Raw genomic sequence first — 17,968 nt, forward strand, 5'->3', positions numbered from 1 at the left:
AGCCCCAGCACCAGGGGACAGGCGCTCCAGCGGGGCGCGGGGTGCTGGAGGGGGCTTTCGCGATACTGGAGGAACTCGGTCGCCTCGGTGAGGCACGCCTGACCGATCTCGCGGTGGGCACGGGCCTGCCGAAGTCCACGGTGCACCGGCTGCTGTCCCAGCTCAGCGGCCTCGGCGCGGTGGAGCAGCGCCGGGGCCGCTACCGCATGGGCCCGACGATCGCGCGCCTGGACGGCTCCTGGCACCCCCACCGCTTGCTGGCCAGGGCCTCCGACCTGCCGCTGCGTCAGCTGACGGCGTCCACCGGGGCCACCGTCTGCGTGGTCGCCCCGTCCGCCGCGGGCATGACCGTCATCCACGGCATCCCCGGGGAGGTCCCTGAGCTGTTCCCGCACCTGCCGGGGCAGACCCTGCCGCGCGACAGCGCGGCGGACGTCGTCTTCGGCGCCTTCGGGCCGCCCGGTGATCCGGCCCCGGGCCACTCCATGGCCCAGTGGACGCGCCGTCTGAACCGGGCGCGCGGACACGGCGCGGAGTTCCACGAGTACGACGGGGACGAGCGGCTCATGTGCCTGGCGACACCGGTGCACACCACATCGGGCCGGGTCGTCGCCGCGGTCGGGGTGGGGGTCCCCGACGCGCGCCAGCTGCGCACCACCGTCGCCTCCGCCCAGCGCGCGGCCCGCCTGCTCGGCGCCAACCTGCGCAGGCTCCACGGCGCGAGCCCGCGCTGAGGCCGCCGCCCTCGGCCTCACCAGCGCGTCGCCCTCGTTCGGCCCGCACTTCTGCCGGGCCCCGAGGCCTGTGGAACGATCAGGTCCATGGTGTCTGTGAGCGCGCTGCTGCCCGTCGAGGCGATCCGCCTCGACGTCACGGTCGAGGACTGGCGCGGTGCCGTCCGCGCCGCGGGGGACCTGCTCGTGACGACCGGCAGCGCTACGGAGGCGTACACCGCGGAGATGGTCCAGAGCGTCGTCGACAACGGCCCGTACATCGTGCTCGCGCCCGGCTTCGCCTTCGCCCACGCCCGCCCCTCGCCCGCGGTCCTTCGCACGGGCATGTCGTGGGCGCGCCTGGCGCGGCCGGTGGAGTTCGGGCACGACACGAACGACCCGGTCGACCTGGTCGTGGCACTGGCCGCGCGGGACGCCGCGCGGCACACCGAGGCGATGGCCTCGCTGGCCCGGCTCCTGGCCGACCCGGAGACCGGCCGTGCGCTGCGCGACGCGCCCACGCCGCAGGCGCTGTGGGCGCTGCTCGCGGGCGACGGGCCGCCGGAGGGCGGAGCGGCGGCGGGCGGTGCCGCACCGGAGGGCGGGGCGGCGGCCGGTGAGGCGCACGCCGGTCGCGGCGGTCGTGACGGTGGCGGCGGTCGGACCGTACACAAGATCCTCACCGTCTGCGGCAACGGCCTGGGCACCAGCCTGTTCCTGAAGAACACCCTGGAACAGGTCCTCGACCACTGGGGTTGGAGCCGGTACGTGACCGTGGAAGCGACCGACACCATCTCCGCCAAGGGCAAGGCGGGGGAGGCCGTCGCCATCCTCACGTCCCGCGAGATCGCACGGACCCTCGGCGACGTCGGCGTCCCCGTGAAGGTCGTCGACGACTTCACCTCCCTGGCGGAGGCCGACCAGGTGCTGCGTGACACGTACGACGTGTGACCGGCACGCGACAGCGAGAGGCAGGGCGCCGTGGACTGGCTGGTATCCGTAGCGAAGTTCCTGGTCAACGAAATCCTCAGCCAGCCCGCGTACCTGATCGGACTCATCACCGCCGCGGGTCTCGTCGCGCTGCGCAAGTCGGCGGGCCAGGTCCTCGGCGGCGCCATCAAGGCGACCCTCGGATTCCTGCTGATCGGCGCGGGCGCGGGCCTCGTGGTGGCCGCCCTCGCCCCGCTCGGCGAGATGATCCAGGGCTCGACGGGCGCGCACGGCGTGATCCCGACGAACGAGGCCATCGTGGGCATCGCCCAGGCCGAGTACGGCTCGCGGGTGGCCTGGCTGATGATCCTCGGCTTCGCGGTCAGCCTCGCCCTTGCCCGCTTCACCCCGCTGCGCTACGTCTTCCTGACGGGCCACCACATGCTGTTCATGGCGACGCTCCTGACGATGGTCCTCGCCACGGCCGGGCAGCGCTCCTGGGTCGTGGTCGTCGTCGGCGGCGTCCTGCTCGGCGTCATGCTCGTCGCGATGCCCGCCTTCGCCCACCCCTGGACCAAGCGCGTCACCGGCAACAACACCGTCGCGATCGGCCACTTCGGCACCACGGGCTATGTCGTCGCCGGAGCCACCGGGCAGGTCGTCGGGCGGCGCAGCCGCTCCACGGAGGACATGAGGCTGCCCGAAGGCCTGCGCTTCCTGCGGGACTCGATGGTGGCGACCGCGCTGTCCATGGTCCTCATCTACCTGATCATGTCGCTCGTGTTCCTCGCCAAGGTGGGCAAGGAGACCGCGTTCAAGGCGTTCGCCACCGACGGCGGGCCCGCGGCACCCGACGTCGGCGCCTACGTCATGCAGTCGGTCATGCAGGGCCTGCAGTTCGGCATCGCCGTCGCGGTGATCCTCTTCGGTGTCCGTACGATCCTCGGCGAACTCGTGCCCGCGTTCCAGGGCATCGCGAACAGACTGGTGCCGGGCGCGGTGCCCTCGCTGGACGCGCCGATCGTCTTCCCGTACGCGCAGAACGCCGTCCTCATCGGCTTCATCTCCAGCTTCGTCGGCGGTCTGATCAGCCTCGGGCTGCTCACCTGGATCTTCGATCCGGCCTTCGGGCTCGCCCTGGTCCTGCCCGGTCTTGTGCCGCACTTCTTCACGGGCGGCGCGGCGGGCGTCTACGGCAACGCCACCGGTGGACGGCGCGGCGCCGTCGTCGGCGCGTTCCTCAACGGCGTCCTCATCACCTTCCTGCCCGCGCTGCTCCTGAAGGTCCTCGGCGCGTTCGGCAAGGAGAACACGACGTTCGGCGACTCGGACTTCGGCTGGTTCGGCTCACTCGTCGGCAACGCCGCGAAGGCCGGGACCGTGGCCGGGGTCGTGCTGATGCTGCTGATCGGCGCGGTGATCCTGGTGGGGGCCATCGTCGTGCAGAAGCGGGTCGTGGAGACGGGCTGGGACCCGGGCGCGCGACGCGAGGCACTGCTGGGGTCCGAGGAGCCGCCTGCCGCCGCTCCGGCGCCGACCACCTCCGCGTACGGCAAGATCCCCCCGCCGCCGGGGGCGCCGACGCCGCCTCCGCCGCCGGGCGACGGCTGAGGCGGACTGTTCGGGAGTACTAGAGCGGGAGTACTAGAACGGGGGTTCTGGAGACGCCCACGGATCGTGCGCGGGGGCGCCTCTGGCCCGCAGTGCGTACGCGCCCATCAGCCGTGTCCCGAGCATCCGCCGCACTTCCTCGCGCAAGGTGGGGATCGCGAACCGCACCCGCCCAGTGGTGAGGGACTCCGCGTCGGAGAAGACGAACAACCGGCCGAGCGGGCCGCTCATCAGCCGCGCCAGTTCGTACGGCGCGAGCTCGACCAGGTCCGCCAGGTCGGACAGCGGGACCCCGTTGTCGGCCATGGCGACCAGGCCCAGGATGTCGCGCTGGGTCGAGGAAGCGGAGAGCAGCGCAAGGAGTTCGGCGCTGGCCCCGCGCGCCGCTGACGTGGCGTCGGAGGCGGATGCGAGGCGCTGCTCGGCGCAGAGCCGCAGGGGATGGTCGGCCGGGACGTCGTGCGGCAGCGGCACCCGCCGTCCCGTGAGGAGCAGGCGCAGGCCGGGAGGCGGGTTCGGCGGCATCAGCGAGGCGATGCTGGGCAGGCCGGACGACGGTCCCATGTCCTCGTCGATGCCGTCCACGACGAGCAGCAGCCGACGGCGTTCCTGGTGGGCCTGGCGTGCGGCGGCGGCCAGGAGCTGGCGGCGGAGCCCGTCCAGTGCCCCGGTGTGCCTCGCGGAGGCGGCGCGTTCCTGGCCCAGGTAGGCGCCGAGTTGTTCCACGAGGGCGTCGGTGAACGCGGTGCTGTCGTTCTGGCCCGCCAGACGGCCGGTGACGAAGAAGGCGAGCACGTCCACGTCCTGCGGAGGGTGGAGTGCGAACCACGCCGCCAGCGCCGTCTTGCCCGACCCGGGGTGCCCCCGCAACACCAGGTAGGGCAGGTCGCCGCGGCAGAACTCGCCGAGCACCGTGAGCTCCTTGTCCCGCTGCGTCAGCCGCTGCGGGGCGATGTCGTGCACATGAGCTTGATACGGCGAGACGGGCTGCGGCTCGGGTGCCGGGACTTCGGGCAGGTCGAGGGGTTCGGGGAGGCCCAGCAGGCCGGGGAGGCCGGAGGCGGGGTCGGCGAGGAAGCGGTTGACGCGGGTGGCGATCAGTGTGCCCGGCCCTTCGGAGCGAAGTATCGCGTTGACGACCCCGATGAGCAGCCCGTCCGCCCACACCGGAGCACCGGCCATGCCTACCCACGGGTTTCTCGCGTCGCTCGCTTCAGCTGGTGCCTGGGTGAAGCGCATGCTCAGCGTGCCGCTGCTGACGTTGGTCAGACTCGATGTCGTGCCGTGGAGATGAGCCAGGTCCGACCGCGGCACGTTGCCGCCGTCGCGGCGGATCTTGAACTCGGGGAAACCGACCGTCTCCACCTGCAGCAGAGCGGGCCGCGACGTGACCCGTCCGAAGCGCACGGACGTGACGACCTCGGCCTCACTGGGGGGCGAGAACCGCAGCAGGGCCACGTCCCTGGCCTCGTCGCGCACCGCCACCTCGGCCGTGGTGCTCCACGTCGCGTATCCGACCGGGAAACGCAGGTTGATGACGGCGGCTCTGGCCACGACGTGTGCGGCGGTCAGCACGGTGTCGTTCGTGACCCGGTATCCCGTGCCGCGCGTGAACCTGCCCTTCGGATCCTGGCAGAAGACCTCGGCGATCCTGGGCGGTTCGATGCCGCTGCGCCGCTCCCCGCGACCCGTGGGCGCGGTGGCCTCGCGGGGGGCCAGGACGGGCTCCGCCATACGGCCGGGCTGGCCGGTCTTGGGGAACACGGTCACCGTGACCATGCCGTGCCGGATGCGCACCACCGGCTCGGGCGCGCCCACCGCACGGCAGTCCGCCACCGAGCGCGGCAGCCCCGAACCCACCATCTCCACCAGCTTCGCCCAGGAAAGGACCCGCGCGAGGCGGAAGTTGCGCGGCTGGGACTGCCGTTCCAGCGTGCCCAGGCGCTGCTGGCCGTCCGGCACGGCGTGGCCGTCGCCGCCCCAGGCGCCCGGGCTGGTCACTTCGATCCTGTCGTCGTAGACGTGTACGGAGACACACGCGTCGGCGCGTGCGTAGTCGCGGTGGACCACGGCGTTGGCGATGATCTCGCGGACCGCGATCATCGGGTAGCGGTGGAGCGCGTCGGTGTGGGCGGACTCCGCCGTCGGCAGTTCGCCGAGCACGGTGGCGGCGGCGACGAAGTCCCGTGCCTGGACGATCAGTTCGGGGAGGGTGCCGCGGAGTTCCTGCTGCTTCACCAGGGGGTCGGTCTTGTCCGTGCCCCGGAAGTGCGCGCACCGCACCCCCGCCGTGGGCAGCACCGCGGTCGGGTTCTCGCCGAAGAGCAGCGCCCCGGAGAACGTCGGCCCGCCGTCCTTCACCAGACCGGAGCGCGCCAGGAATTCGCTCGTCGTGAGCTGGGGAGGGTGCGCGGCGGCGACGTCGTCCCGCAGCTCGTCCCGGAACGCCTGGACCCGGGCATGGTCGAGGACCGCGTGCGGGACGACGGTCTCAAGGAGGGCGTCGACGCTGTCCCGTGCGGGAGCGGGCTGAGGGGCGGGTGACGCGACGGTGGTCGGCAGGTGGACGAGCGTCGTCGACGAGTGCCCTTCCGGCCCGGCGAAGGGCGGCGGGTCCTCAGGGGCGGCCGCGGCCTCAAGGGCCCGGCGGGCGATGGGGACCGCGCCCTCGCCGTCGAACTTGCGCTGCGGCTCGTGTCCGTCGAAGCGGGTGCCCGCCACGTGCGCGAAGAGGTCGTCGAGATCGACCGAGCCGTCGCCGTCGCGGTCCCGCGCCCGGGTGAGCAGCCCTTCGACCAGTGCTTTCGTGAACGGGCTCGGCTCGCCTCGGGATGGCGCGTCGCCCGCCTGGTCCACCGCCGACGCCGCGGCGATGACGAACCGTCCCTTGCCGGACAGGCCTTCGGCGACGTTGCCGCCCTTGAAACCGCCGCCGTGACAGCAGTCCAGGATCACGATCTTCACCTGGGCGAAGCTCCGCGTGATGATCCGGGACAGGGTGCTGGAGGCGACGGCGGAGGACTCAAGGCGGTTCGTCCGGGTGTTGGCCGCGCACAGGAACAGCTCTTGGCTGAGGCTGCGCCCGTGGCCGCTGTAGTAGAACAGCAGGACGTCGTCCGCTTCGGCGGCGTGGAAGAACTCGTCGGCGGCGCCGAGGATCTCCGGAGAGTCGGCCTCCGCGAGCAACGTGACCTCGCTGCGCTCGAACAGGCCGGTGTCCGGGTCCGTGAGGGCGTCCCGGAGCAGCATCCCGTCCGCCTTGGGGCCCTTGAGCTCGGGGAGCGCGCCGGGGTCCTTGGAATAACGGGAGTTGCAGACGATCAGGGCCCGGTACATGCGATCCTGTCCACCCCCGGCTGTCCAGCAGTCACCCACCCGAGCCTCAGCTTAGAGCGGGAAGGTCTCTCCCATGTCACCGATGGCGGAAGTCAGCGTCGAGGGCCGCCTCGCGGGACTCGACGCGGGTCACGCGGCGGTCCTCGACGCACGCACCGAACTGATCGCCGACCTGCGGAGCGTGGCCGGGGGACGGGTGGCGGAACGCGCCGTCCCTGCCGAGGGGGCCAAGGGCGTGGCCTCCGAGCTCGTCATCGGCCTGACCGGCGCGGGCAGCGTCACGGCGTTCGCGCAGATCGTGAAGGCCTGGCTCCAGCGCGACCGGCGGCGTTCGGTGACGGTGACCGTCACCGAGAGCGAGACGGGCAAGGTCGTGCGGATCGAGGGGGACGCGATCTCGAACGACGTGCTGACGGCGGCCCTGAACGGACAGGAACCCCAGCCTGCCCCGGAGGGAGAGCCCACGACGCAGCTGTGACCGAACCGGCCCCGGGGCGGGTCCGCTTGACCTCAACCCTGGTTGATGTCTGAGAGTGCTGCTGCGGCGCGGGCCGCGACCGGGTCGTTCCCCGGAGCCGAGTACGGCCGCCGTCGGCGCGGCCGCCGCAGCAAGGAGCGTGCGCCATGACCGAGGCGGTCACCCAGTGGATCCAAGACCGCGCCCATCGCCTCACCACGCTGGACCCCCGGGCGCCGCTGACCGACCTCCGGCCGCTGGCCGCTCTCGCCCGCGATGCCAAGGTCGTGGCCGTCGGCGCCTCGGACCGCCAGGCCCACGAGTTGTCCACCGTCTCGCACCGGGTCGTCAGGCTGCTTGTCGAGGAACTGGGCTTCCGCTCACTCGCGCTGGAAGGGGACGACGCGGCAAGGGTCGGACTCGACGCCTACATCAGATCCGGGACGGGTGACCCGCGGGCGCTGCTCGCCACGGCACGGTCGTTCTGGCGGACCGAGGAGATCCTCGACCTCGTCCAGTGGCTGCGCTCGTACAACACGAGACATCCGGACGACCCGGTTCGGTTCGCCGGGACCGCCCCTCATTCTGGACCCCAGCCCCAGCCCCAGCCCCAGCCCCAGCCTCAGCCCGAGTCTCAGTCTCAGCCCCGGGCCGCGCGGCTCGACGGCCTCGCCGCCATCGAGCGGGACCTGGCGGAGCACGTCATCCGGTGGCACGAACACACCGCAGACAAGATCGTGTACTGGGGTGGTCTCGCGCACACGGCCAACGGCGATCCGAGGACCGTTTCCCCCTCGGCGCGGCCAGCGACACACCGGAACGCGGGCAGCTATCTGCGCGAGCGGTTCGGAGCCGGCTATGTGTCCATCGGTCTGACCTTCCACCACGGCAAGGCTCCCCACCCCGCCCCCGCCCCGCCGACGGAGTTCGCCGACGCGGTGCTTGGGAGCACGGGTCTGGACGCCTACCTCCTGGACCTGCGGGGCGAAAGGCCGCACCCAGTGCGGGCCTGGCTCGCCGCACCGGCCAGAACACGCCTGGTGGGCCCCGCCTACGATCCCGGCGACGACGCCGCCCACCACCTTTCCGGCGGATCGCTCGCCGACTGGTTCGACGCCGTGCTCCACACCCAAGAGGTCACCCCGGTCCGGTTGCTGTCCGACCCGAGGAGCTGAGCTCCGCGGCGGCGTCCGGCGCGCTGCCGCGCCGGGGTGGCCGTAGCGTTGCCGCCATGTGCTGGAGTGCGACGGCCGACCTCGTCGCGGGCGTGGGCATCGCGGCCGTGGGGGCCGTCTCGGTGACCCTGGCGGCCCGGCGCCCCCGCGACCTGCCGCTGGCCGCGCTGCCGCTCCTCCTCGGGGCGCATCAGATCATCGAGGCCGCGGTCTGGCGCGACGGCGGCGGCAGCGGGCCCGCCACCGTCGCCTGGGCCGTCATCGCGCTCCCGCTGCTCGCGCTGTGGGTACCGGCGGCCGTGCTGTGCGCCGCGCCGCCGGGCGCCCGCCGCCGACTGCTGGTCCCCCTGGCCGCGGGGGTCGTGACGGCGGCCGCGCTCGCGTACGCGCTGGCGACCCGCACCGTCACGGCCGAGATCCGCGGGCACACCGTCGGGTACGCCCTGGGGCTGCCCCAGGTGGAGCTGATCGTCCTCGGCTACTTCCTCGCGACCATCGGCTCCCTGCTCCTCTCCGGTGACCGGGGCCTCGTCCTGTTCGGTGTCCTGGTGGCCGTCGGCGCCGCGGTGTCGCTCGCGCTGTGGCGGCGGGAGTACGTCTCGACGTGGTGCGCGTTCGCCGCCGTGTGTTCGGTGGTCCTGCTGTTCTGGGTTTCACGGCGCCGTCCGCCGGTTCCGCGGCCGTGAGGGGCAGGGCGCCCCCGGCGAGCGCGCCCAGCGGGCGGGACCCCTTGTTGAACAGCATGAACGCGCCCCGCACCCGGGCCCGGAGGCGGTGCGGGGTGAGCGCCAGCTGGAGGGAGGTCGTGGAGATGTCGCACACCATCAGGCCGATGCCGGACACGAACTCGGCCACGATCACCAGGGCGGCGGCCAGCCACACCGGTCCGTGCGCCAGCGGGACGAGGACCAGGGAACTCGCCCACCGCACAGGCCACATCGCGCTGGCCGGTGAGCCCCGCCGCGACACCTCCCACCACGTCTGGGGCTACGCCTCCCTGCCCGTCGCACTCACCCCGCGCGCCGATCATGCGTGAGCTATCCTCCGCGCATGCGCGGACAGTTCACCGGCTGGCCGGAGCGGGCCATGGACGTGTTGTGGCAGCTGCAGGGCGAACCGAGTCACACGACCCGCGAGCGCTGCCGCGCGGACCGCGAGCGCCTGGTCCGGCAGCCGATGATCGACCTCCTGCACGAGATCGCGGACACCGACCCCCGCTACGAGGACTTCTCCGTCTGGCACTACCGCACCGACTCCTGGTGGTGGCAGCACCAAGGCGCGGTGATCCGGCTCGGCCGCAAGATCGAGATCGGCCTCCGGTTCGACCTGGACGGCCTGCGGATCCAAGGCGCCTGGTGGTATCCCGACCCCGGCCAGGTGGACATGTTCCGCAAGGCGGTGGCGGCCGAGGGCCCCGGCCGCGAACTGTCCCGCATCATCGAGGACGTGCGGAAGAAGGGGTACGACATCACCGGGGACGTCATGAAACGCCCCCCGCGCGGCTATCCGGCGGACCACTCCCGCACGGACCTGCTGCGCCACCGCTCACTCATCGCCGCCCGCCCCCTCGGCTGCGAGGACTGGCTGCACACCCCCGAGGCCGTCGACCACGTCCTGGCCGCGGCCGCCGACCTGGACGCCCTGATGGGATGGCTCGTCCGGCACGTGAAGCGCGCCGCCTGACAGCGGCCGGGCCCCGCACGGCACGGGCCCGGCCGCATCCGTACCCTCGGCGTGCGGGCTCAGAAGGTGACGCGCACCTTCAGCGCCGACCGGTCGTCCATCGCCCGATAGCCGTCCGGCACCCCGGCCAGAGGGGCGGGACGGTCGAAGACGGGCCCGGGGCCGAGGGCGCCCGACAGCATGTCCGGCAGGAGCTCGGGAATGTCGGCGCGGACCGGCGCGATACCTCCGCGCAGCGCGATGTCGCGGTCGAACATCCGGCGCAGATCCCCCCCGCGTCGCCGCCGTAGGGCGCCCTGACACAGCCGACCGCGCCGCCGTCCCGGGTGACCGCCAGGGCGGTGCCCAGCGACTGGGCGGTGCCGACGGCCTCGACCACCGCGTGCGCGCCCTGGCCGCCGGTCAGTTCGCGCACCGCCGCCACGGCCGCTTCACCGCGTACGGAGACGACATCCATGGCACCGAAGCCCCGGGCCACGGCGGGCGCGCCGCTCGTGGTGGCCGAGCAGCAGCACGCGTTCCGCGCCCAGGCGCCGCGCGGCCAGCACCCCGCACAGCCCCACCGCGCCGTCGCCGACCACCGCGACCGTGGCACCGGGGCGCACACCCGCGCTCACCGCCGCGTGGTGGCCGGTGCTCAGGACGTCCGGACAGGGCGAGCAGGCCCGGCAACAGCTTCTGCTCCGCGGCGAGTTCCCGCTCCAGGGGCACCAGCGTCGCGTCCGCGAACGGCACCCGCACCACCTCGCCCTGCCCGCCGCCGGAGCCCACATCACCCCAGAAACCCCCTTGCGGGCAGGAGGTGTACAGCCCCTCGCGGCAGTGCTCGCCTCGGACCCGGTCTCCTCCACGACGCCCACGAACTCGTGCCCCATCCGCTGCCCCGGCCGGGTGCGGGCCATCCCGCGGTAACCCCACAGGTCGCTGCCGCAGACGCAGGAGCCGACGAGCCGCACCACGGCGTCCGTCGGCAGCTCGACGACCGGGTCCGGCACCTCCTCGACGCGGATGTCACCCGGCGCTCTGGGCGCCCCATGTCGGGGGCGCTGCCCGGGTCTCCCGGATCGGATTCCGCCACGAGGAGCTGATGGACCCGCGGCCGCGGTCCGAGATCGCGGCCGTGCTCCTCGCGGACCTGGCGGACGCGGAGCGGTGAGCAGGGCCTCAGGACTCAGGGGCGCTGGAGGCAGCCCTCGGGCAAGGAGGCCCCGGTGCCGCGCAGATGCGCGATCGCCGCGGCGAAGGAATAGCAGTCGAACAGCGCCGAGTGCTCTTGCCCGGCCGCAGGCTTGGGCAGGCCGAGCACCTGCCACAGACGGCCGACGTTGACCGTCGCCGTCGCGGGCGCGAGGGAATTCAACCACGGGCGGATATTGAGGAAATGGGCGGCGAGAAAACCGTTCTTGACTTCCTCGCCGCGGGCTCGCGCCCAGCCCACGTTCTCTCCGAGAACCACCATGTCATTGCCATAGGAGAGAACGGAATGATCCCGGCAGAACCCCAGGAAACCCCCGAGCGCCTCCGCCGGGGAGATCCCCTCGCGGTCCACCGTTTCCTGCTCGATCCCGGTGAGCCCAGTGAAGTAGTCGGACAGCCGAGGATTGTTCACGGGCCGCACCAGAGCCTCGTACTCCTCGACGACGGAACAGTCCTCGCGCAGCCGCAGCGCGCCGATCTGCACGATCTCACGCAGCTGGCCCGGCGATCCCCAGTCGTTTTCCAGTGCTCCCGGCCATGAGGTGAATTCAAGGTCGAACACAACGAACGTGGACAAGACGAATCTCCCTCAGCCGACGGTCGCCGCCAGGCTACGCCGCTTCCGCTCGGCTCGCGGTGGCACCGCGGCTTTCCCGCCCGGAGAATTCGGCCCCCCGTCACGCGACCGCCACCACTTATCCATCATCTAACATCTAAGCCCGCGAAATCGCCCCGTTCGGCGGTGGCGTCGCGCCGCCGCGCGCGGAAAGGCGGCGAGCGACGCACGCGGCGATGGCGGGGATGACCGAGGTCATCTCCGGGCGCCAGCCCGGGACGGCGTTCACCTCACAGAGGGTGTACGCGTCGTCGGAGGCGAACAGCAGGTCCACTCCGGCGATGTCCAGGCCCAGAGCGCGGGCCGCGCGCACCGCCAGCTCCTCCGCCCGCGGATAGCGGCCCGCGCACCGGGTGGCGGAACCGCCCTTGGCGATGTTCGCGGTCAGGCCGCCGTCGTGGGAACGGTGCAGCACGGCGTCCACGGGCTCGCCGTCGACCACGATCACGCGCAGGGTCCGGCCGTGCGAAGGGGCCACGTGCTCCTGGAAGAGGAACGGCGTCTCCTGCGCGAGGCTGCCGGCCACCTCGCGCAGCAGCAGCGGGTCGGAGGCGAGGAAGACCTGCCCGCCCTTGGCACCGCTGACGGACTTCACCACGCACGGCACGTCGAGGGAGGGGCTGCGCACGACGCCCTCCAAGGGGGCCGTGGCGTAGGAAAGGGTGTCGGGCACCGGAAGGCCGGCGAGGGCGAGTTCCTGTAGCTGCCAGACCTTGTTGCGGGACTTGAGCTGGGCGTCCACCGTGTTGACGAGGGTGCTGCCCATGCGCTCCAGATGCCGCAGCAACGTCACCTCGCGGTCACTGCGCATGGGGCCGCCCACCTGACGTACGCACACCACCTGCGGAGCGGCCACGTCCGTGCCGCCCAGCGTGCGCAGCACCAACCGTCCGTCCTGTACGCCGAAGAGCAGCTCGTCGGTGTACCAGACCGCGAAGCGGGGGCCATGGGCGGCGGTGAGCGCTTCGGCGAGCTCACGAGTGGACCGGCGCAGCACCGCGGGTCGCGCCCGCGCGAGCAGCCATACGTCGGCGGACGCCGCGCTCTCCGACGGCGCACCGTGCTCTGTGTCCACTCTGACCCCTCATCCCTTGACCGTGTCTTCGCCGCCCATCCCTCGCGGGCCGTCGAAGGAGCCAGTCTCACAGCTGTGTGATCGCACGGCTCCACGCACCTCGCGGGAAGGCGGGAAAGTGTGCTCCCCCGGTCGAGGGAGGGCCGCGCTGAGCTGCCCGTTCATAATGGGCGCATCATGATCAGGGGATTTCGGCCGCTGCTGCGCGGCTCCACGTACACGGGCATGCTGTTCGCCTATTGCGGTGCGTTGGCGAGCCTTCCGCTGCTGCCTTTCGCGATGCTGCCGGGACTGGTGTGGACATCCGCTCCCTATGGAGTGCGGGTGGTGCTGACGCTGGCGCTCTGGGCGGTCCTGGTCGGCGCGGTCGGTCTGGTCGGGGTCGTACGGCGGGGGCTGGTCGCGGTCGCCCGGCGGGCGCTGAGGGTGCCCCTGCCGGATCCCACGGCTGTCCGGGGGCCCGCGGACCAGCCCGGCGGCCGCCTGCGCACCCCGCTGTGGCTGCTGCTCCACGGGGCACTGGGGTGGACGGGCGCCCTGGTCAGCGGCGTCCTGATCCTCGCGGGCCTGACCTTGCCGGGCAACTGGCTCGGGGCCGAGGCGGGGCTGAGCCTGTTCGGCTGGACGGTGCGCGCCGACGGCGGCTGGCGGAACTGGGCGGTGGCGCTCTGCTGCCTGCTGCTCGCGGCGGTGGTGTGCGCGCTGGTGGCGAACGCCCTGCGGTGGCTGGCGCCGAGGCTGCTGGGGCCGTCGTCGGCCGAGCGCCTTGCGCTTGCGGCGGAGCGGGAGCAGGCGCTGGCCGCGCGCAACCGGCTGGCTCATGAGCTGCACGATTCGATCGGGCACACGCTGACGGCGACCACGATCCAGGCGGCGGTGGCGGGCGAGGTGCTCCGCGCCGATCCGGGGGCGGCGCGGGCCGCCCTGCGCAGCATCGAGGAGTCATCCCGGGCCGCGTTGGAGGACCTGGATTACGTGCTGGGCGTGCTCCGTGAGGAGAAGGCGGAGACGGCGCCGACCCGGACCCTGGCCGACCTGCCGGAGCTGCTTGACCGGTTGCGGCACGCGGGCGCGGTGGTGGAGGTGGAGCTGTCGGGCGAGCTGGCGCAGGTGCAGGGGACGCTCTCGCGGGCGGCGTACCGGATTCTGCAGGAGGGTCTGACGAACGCGTTGCGGCACGGGACGGGCGGGCCGATCGAGGTCCGGGTGGCCGCCGCGCCGGACCGGCTGGAGCTGGCAGTGGTCAATGAGGCGAGCGCGGGCCCGGGCTCGGGGGCCTTCCCGACGTCCGGGCACGGCCTGCCCGGCCTCGCCGAGCGGGTGCGGCTGCTGCACGGTGAGATAGAGGTCGGCCCGGACGGGCCGCGGCACTGGCGGCTTGCCGTCCGGCTGCCGGTACGGAGGTCGGCATGATCGGCACAGACGCGAGCGAAGCCGTCATGACCGGCCGCGACGCGAGTGCGGCCGTCATGACCGACACCGCCACCCCCGTCACCCTCCTGATCGCGGACGACGACGCGGTGACCCGCAGCGGGCTGCGCGTGCTGCTCGCGGCGCAGCCCGGGATCACGGTCATCGGAGAGGCCGCCGACGGCGTCGAGGCCGTCGAACAGGCGCGGCGGCTGCGGCCGGACGTGGTCCTGATGGACGTACGGATGCCGCGGAGCAACGGCATCGAGGCCACCCGGCGGCTGCTCGCCGAGTCGGCCGAACCGCCGAAGGTCGTGATGATCACCACCTTCGAGAACGACGGCCACGTCACCGCCGCGCTCAGCGCCGGGGCCAGCGGATTCGTGCTCAAGCGGCTTCCGGTCCCGCAGATCGCCGAGGCGGTACGGGTGGTGGCGGCGGGAGAGGCCGTCCTCTTCCCCGCGGCCCTGCGCCGGATGGTCGCCGCCCGCCCGCTCGGCTCCGCCGAGGCGCTGCCGCACGCGGCGCTGACGGGGCGGGAGGAGGAAGTGCTCCGCCTGATGGCCACCGGCCTGTCCAACCCGGAGATCTCGGCCTCGCTCACGGTGAGCCTGGAGACGGTGAAGACGCACGTCGGGAACGTGCTGACCAAACTCGGCGCGCAGAACCGGACCCACGCGGTGGTGATCGCGTACGAGTCCGGTCTGGTGGTGCCGCGGTTCGTCGGCTGACGCGCTCCGGCGGTGCTCCGTACCCAGCGGGTCACGCGTGCCGTGTCCCGCGAGGGACCGCCTCACTCCGCGCCGTCGCGGCGCTCCTCCACCAGCTTGATGAACTGGCTCGCCTTCGAGTGGAGGTAGAAGTCGCGGGGGACGACCGGGGGCAGTCCCGCTTCCCGCAGGGCGATGATGACCTGCAGGATCAGCAGTGAGTTGCCGCCCAGCTCGAAGAAGTTGTCGTCCTGCGTCGCCTCCGTGTGCAGACACTGGCTCCAGGCGTCGAGGACCCGCGCCGCCACGCCGTCGGGCTCGGGGGCGTGCCGCGCGTCCCGCGCCGTGTCGGAGCGCTGTTCGGACCGGGGCGAGGGAACGGGAAGCCGCGCCAGGTCCGGCTTCCCGTTGGGGGTGAGCGGGATCGAGGGGATCTCGGTGAGGGTCGTCGGCGTCATGTAGTCCGGCAGCAGCCGCCGGGCGTCGGCGAGGACGTCCCGGGGGTCGCACGGCTCGACCAGGACCACATAGCCGTCGATCCGGCTGGTCGTCTGGTCGTCCGCGGAGGCCTGGGAGACCGTGACGACGGCCCCGCCCACGCGGGGGTCGGCCGCGAGGACGGACCGGATCTCACCCAGCTCGATGCGGTGTCCGCGGATCTTGACCTGGTCGTCGAGGCGGCCGAGGTGGTCGAGCCGCCCGTCGGGGCGCAGCCTGCCCTTGTCGCCGCTGCGGTAGAGCCGTTCACCGGAGGCCTCGTCGACGATGAACCGCTGTGCGGTCAGCTCGGGGTTGCCGAGGTAGCCGTCGGCGACGCCCGCGCCGCCGACGTGGATCTCGCCCGCCGCCCCCGGGGGGAGCACCCGGCCGCGTGGATCGCGTACGGAGACCGACCAGCCCGGCAGGGGACGGCCGACCGAGCGGGAGTCGTGCGCCAGGTCGGCCGGAGTGACCGTCTGCGCGGTGACGTGCACGGTGGTCTCCGTGATCCCGAACATGTTCACCACGCGGCACCGCGCCGGGGAATAGCGGGCGAACCAGGGCGCGAGCAGTTTCACGTCGAGCGGCTCGCCACCGAAAACCAGCAGCCGTACGCGAAGCTCGTCCTTCGCCCGCCGCTCGGCCTGGACGAGTTGCGAGAACGCGGACGGAGTCTGATTCAGCACGGTGACCCGTTGCGCGGCCAGGAGCTGGCGGAAGCCCTCGGTGTCACGCGCCGTCCAATAGGGCACCACGACGAGCCGCCCGCCGGTCAGCAGACAGCCCCAGATCTCCCACACGGAGAAATCGAACGCGCTGGAGTGGAAAAGCGTCCACACGTCTTCACGGCCGAGCGAGAAATCCGGGGCCGTGGCGGAGAGGAGGGAGAGGACATTGCGGTGGGGGACGACCACGCCTTTGGGGCGGCCCGTCGACCCGGAGGTGTAGATGACGTACGCGGGATCGTCGGCGGTCCGTGGCGGCCGTGCCGCGCGGGCGGTGGCGTCGCCCAGGGGCAGGTCGTCGACCCTGACCGTGCGGACATCGGTGATCGCCGGGAACTCTTCGTGGTCGGTGATGACCACGGGGACCTGGGCGTGCTCGGTGATGTACCGCAGCCGCTCCGCCGGGTAGTGGCGGTCCATGGGCACATAGGCGTGGCCCGCCTTGAGGATGCCGAGCAGGGCGATCACGAGGGTGGCGTCGCGGTCCAGGCAGACGCCGACCTTGCTCGCCGGGGGCAGACCCAGGGCGTGCAGGCCCGCGGCGACGTCGTCGGCGCGCTCGTCGAGCTGCCGGTAGGTCAGCTCCGCACCGGCAGCCCCCGCGTCGCCGTCCTTGCCGCCGACGGTGAGGGCCACCGCGTCGGGCCACCGCCGTGCCATCTCCTCGAAGCGCTGCTCGATGCGCACGCCGCCGGTGCCGGAAAGCGGGTGGCCGGTGTCAGTACGGCCCAGTCGCAGGACCTGGGCTGTCTCGTGTGCGTCCAGGACGGGAAGCGTCGACAGCGGCATGTCTCCTGGGCCCGCGCCCTCGGCGAAGCGTCCGGCCAGCCGCTCGACGGACGCGCAGAACGTGGCGGCGACGGCAGCGCTGAGCACGCCCTCGTCGAACCAGAAGGACGCCTCCACCGAGCCGTCGGGCCGCTCCACGAGCTGGACCGTGCAGGGGAAGGGCGGCGTCTGGGACGGCAGATGGACCCGGTCGTCGCTCCCGGGGGACAACACGATGCCCAGGGCGGGGCGTTCGGCCTTCGCCGTCGCGTCAGGGGCGGTACCAAGGGCGGCGGCGACCTGGGTGAGGTGGTCGGCCAGGCCCCGGTCCTCGTCGACGTCGACGCTGATGCCGGCCACCGTGACGGCGGCGACCCGGGACCGGTCCTCGCCCGCGTCGATCCAGCCGACCTCGGCCGTCGCGCTGCCGGAGTAGCGGGCGAGGACGAGCGTCACAGCGCCGAGGACGCACTGTCGGCCGCTGGGCCCGGCGGGCACCGGCAGGGCGAGCGGGCGCACCCGCAGCGTGCCCGCGCGGCCGGGGTCGGGCAGCCCCCAGGGGAGGGCGGCGAACCGCGGCGACGGGGCCTGCTCCTCGTCGAGCAGCGGGGCCGGTTCGCCCGGTGCCGAGCCGGTGGTCACGAGGTCGGCGATCTGGTCGAGCACCGCGCGGGGGACCCGGGAGCGCAGCGCCACGAGCACGAGGTCGGCGCTGTCGTCGGCGTACCGCAGCAGGATCGCGCGCAGCGGCGACGAGGTGTCATGGAGGGGACGGAACACCTCGCGGCGCAGCCGTTCGCGGGCGGCCGGGGCGTCGCTCGGCGCCGGAACGGCGGTCTCCCACAGCTGGGCCGCGCGCGGCGCGGGCCAGCGCCGCAGCGCCGTCTCCGCTCGCTGGCGGATCTGCGCGCGCGGGAGCGCGTGGGGCAGCCGCACGATCAGGGTGTGGCAGGCGTGGCCCTGTTCCGGCCAGGAGTGCCGGTAGGGCGGCAGGTCGTGGAGCGAGGCCGCGGGCCTGGTGCCCTCCTCCGCGTGGGGTGCCGCCCCCGTCGTTGTCGCCATGTGAGGCTCCCCTGCAGTGT

General features: G+C 72.9%; 16 protein-coding genes and 2 pseudogenes. 10 read left to right on the top strand and 8 right to left on the bottom strand.

The features are described 5' to 3' along the window. The first annotated feature begins 41 nt into the window (after window positions 1-41). The 3 genes from AC07A4_RS27895 (at window position 42) to AC07A4_RS27905 (ending at window position 3,254) form a co-directional block, all read left to right on the top strand. Window positions 42-734, top strand: coding sequence for a helix-turn-helix domain-containing protein (locus AC07A4_RS27895; RefSeq protein ID WP_478603475.1), 693 nt, complete (start codon window positions 42-44; stop codon window positions 732-734). An 87-nt stretch (window positions 735-821) separates the two neighbouring features. Then, on the top strand, window positions 822-1,664 hold the full coding sequence (locus tag AC07A4_RS27900) for a PTS sugar transporter subunit IIAB (RefSeq protein ID WP_478603478.1): 843 nt from the start codon (window positions 822-824) through the stop codon (window positions 1,662-1,664). Window positions 1,665-1,694: 30 nt separating this feature from the next. Beyond that, complete coding sequence (locus AC07A4_RS27905; RefSeq protein WP_478603481.1) at window positions 1,695-3,254, top strand: PTS ascorbate transporter subunit IIC; 1,560 nt, start codon at window positions 1,695-1,697, stop codon at window positions 3,252-3,254. A 33-nt stretch (window positions 3,255-3,287) separates the two neighbouring features. Here AC07A4_RS27905 and AC07A4_RS27910 read toward each other — a convergent pair whose 3' ends face one another. Beyond that, complete coding sequence (locus tag AC07A4_RS27910; RefSeq protein ID WP_478603484.1) at window positions 3,288-6,590, bottom strand: caspase, EACC1-associated type; 3,303 nt, start codon at window positions 6,588-6,590, stop codon at window positions 3,288-3,290. A gap of 82 nt (window positions 6,591-6,672) precedes the next feature. Here AC07A4_RS27910 and AC07A4_RS27915 point away from each other — a divergent pair, with 82 nt between their 5' ends. The 5 genes from AC07A4_RS27915 to AC07A4_RS27935 all read left to right on the top strand — a co-directional run bounded on the left by AC07A4_RS27915 (window position 6,673) and on the right by AC07A4_RS27935 (window position 9,905). Next, the gene (locus AC07A4_RS27915; RefSeq protein ID WP_478603487.1) at window positions 6,673-7,068 is read left to right on the top strand and encodes an effector-associated constant component EACC1; all 396 of its coding nucleotides are present in this window, start codon (window positions 6,673-6,675) and stop codon (window positions 7,066-7,068) included. Window positions 7,069-7,214: 146 nt separating this feature from the next. Continuing rightward, entirely contained in the window at window positions 7,215-8,222 is a 1,008-nt protein-coding gene (locus tag AC07A4_RS27920) for an erythromycin esterase family protein (protein WP_478603490.1), read from the top strand. A 56-nt stretch (window positions 8,223-8,278) separates the two neighbouring features. After that, on the top strand, window positions 8,279-8,908 hold the full coding sequence (locus tag AC07A4_RS27925; RefSeq protein ID WP_478603493.1) for a DUF6629 family protein: 630 nt from the start codon (window positions 8,279-8,281) through the stop codon (window positions 8,906-8,908). A 146-nt stretch (window positions 8,909-9,054) separates the two neighbouring features. After that, window positions 9,055-9,258, top strand: coding sequence for a hypothetical protein (locus tag AC07A4_RS27930; RefSeq protein ID WP_478603495.1), 204 nt, complete (start codon window positions 9,055-9,057; stop codon window positions 9,256-9,258). Between the two features lie 14 nt (window positions 9,259-9,272). Further along, window positions 9,273-9,905, top strand: coding sequence for a DUF2461 family protein (locus tag AC07A4_RS27935; protein ID WP_478603498.1), 633 nt, complete (start codon window positions 9,273-9,275; stop codon window positions 9,903-9,905). A 59-nt stretch (window positions 9,906-9,964) separates the two neighbouring features. On the opposite strand, the gene AC07A4_RS27940 is transcribed toward AC07A4_RS27935, so the two are convergent. From AC07A4_RS27940 to AC07A4_RS27965, 6 genes and pseudogenes are all read right to left on the bottom strand, one after another. Then, a complete protein-coding gene (locus tag AC07A4_RS27940) occupies window positions 9,965-10,162 on the bottom strand; it encodes a hypothetical protein (protein WP_478603687.1) in 198 nt (65 codons plus the stop codon). A gap of 83 nt (window positions 10,163-10,245) precedes the next feature. Continuing rightward, window positions 10,246-10,362, bottom strand: a pseudogene (locus tag AC07A4_RS27945) (hypothetical protein); the annotation flags it as partial. Then, entirely contained in the window at window positions 10,337-10,522 is a 186-nt protein-coding gene (locus AC07A4_RS27950; RefSeq protein ID WP_478603689.1) for a hypothetical protein, read from the bottom strand. The gene AC07A4_RS27950 and the pseudogene AC07A4_RS27945, both read right to left, overlap by 26 nt. Window positions 10,523-10,726: 204 nt before the next feature. Beyond that, window positions 10,727-10,900 (bottom strand): annotated as a pseudogene (locus AC07A4_RS27955) (alcohol dehydrogenase catalytic domain-containing protein); the annotation flags it as partial. Between the two features lie 176 nt (window positions 10,901-11,076). Next, a complete protein-coding gene (locus AC07A4_RS27960) occupies window positions 11,077-11,679 on the bottom strand; it encodes an exonuclease domain-containing protein (RefSeq protein ID WP_478603501.1) in 603 nt (200 codons plus the stop codon). Between the two features lie 136 nt (window positions 11,680-11,815). After that, window positions 11,816-12,793 carry a RimK family alpha-L-glutamate ligase gene (locus AC07A4_RS27965; RefSeq protein WP_478603504.1) on the bottom strand — a complete coding sequence of 326 codons (978 nt, stop codon included), beginning with the start codon at window positions 12,791-12,793 and terminating at the stop codon, window positions 11,816-11,818. Between the two features lie 177 nt (window positions 12,794-12,970). Here AC07A4_RS27965 and AC07A4_RS27970 point away from each other — a divergent pair, with 177 nt between their 5' ends. Next, window positions 12,971-14,206: a sensor histidine kinase gene (locus AC07A4_RS27970; RefSeq protein WP_478603507.1), complete on the top strand. Its 1,236-nt coding sequence runs from the start codon at window positions 12,971-12,973 to the stop codon at window positions 14,204-14,206. A gap of 26 nt (window positions 14,207-14,232) precedes the next feature. Further along, window positions 14,233-14,934 (top strand): response regulator, encoded by a 702-nt coding sequence (locus tag AC07A4_RS27975; RefSeq protein WP_478603684.1) that lies wholly within the window; start codon window positions 14,233-14,235, stop codon window positions 14,932-14,934. 62 nt (window positions 14,935-14,996) lie between these two features. On the opposite strand, the gene AC07A4_RS27980 is transcribed toward AC07A4_RS27975, so the two are convergent. Continuing rightward, window positions 14,997-17,948, bottom strand: a complete 2,952-nt coding sequence (locus AC07A4_RS27980) for a non-ribosomal peptide synthetase (protein WP_478603509.1) — start codon at window positions 17,946-17,948, stop codon at window positions 14,997-14,999. Between the last annotated feature and the right edge of the window lie 20 nt (window positions 17,949-17,968).

The sequence above is a fragment of the Streptomyces sp. NPDC043996 genome (assembly GCF_056435225.1).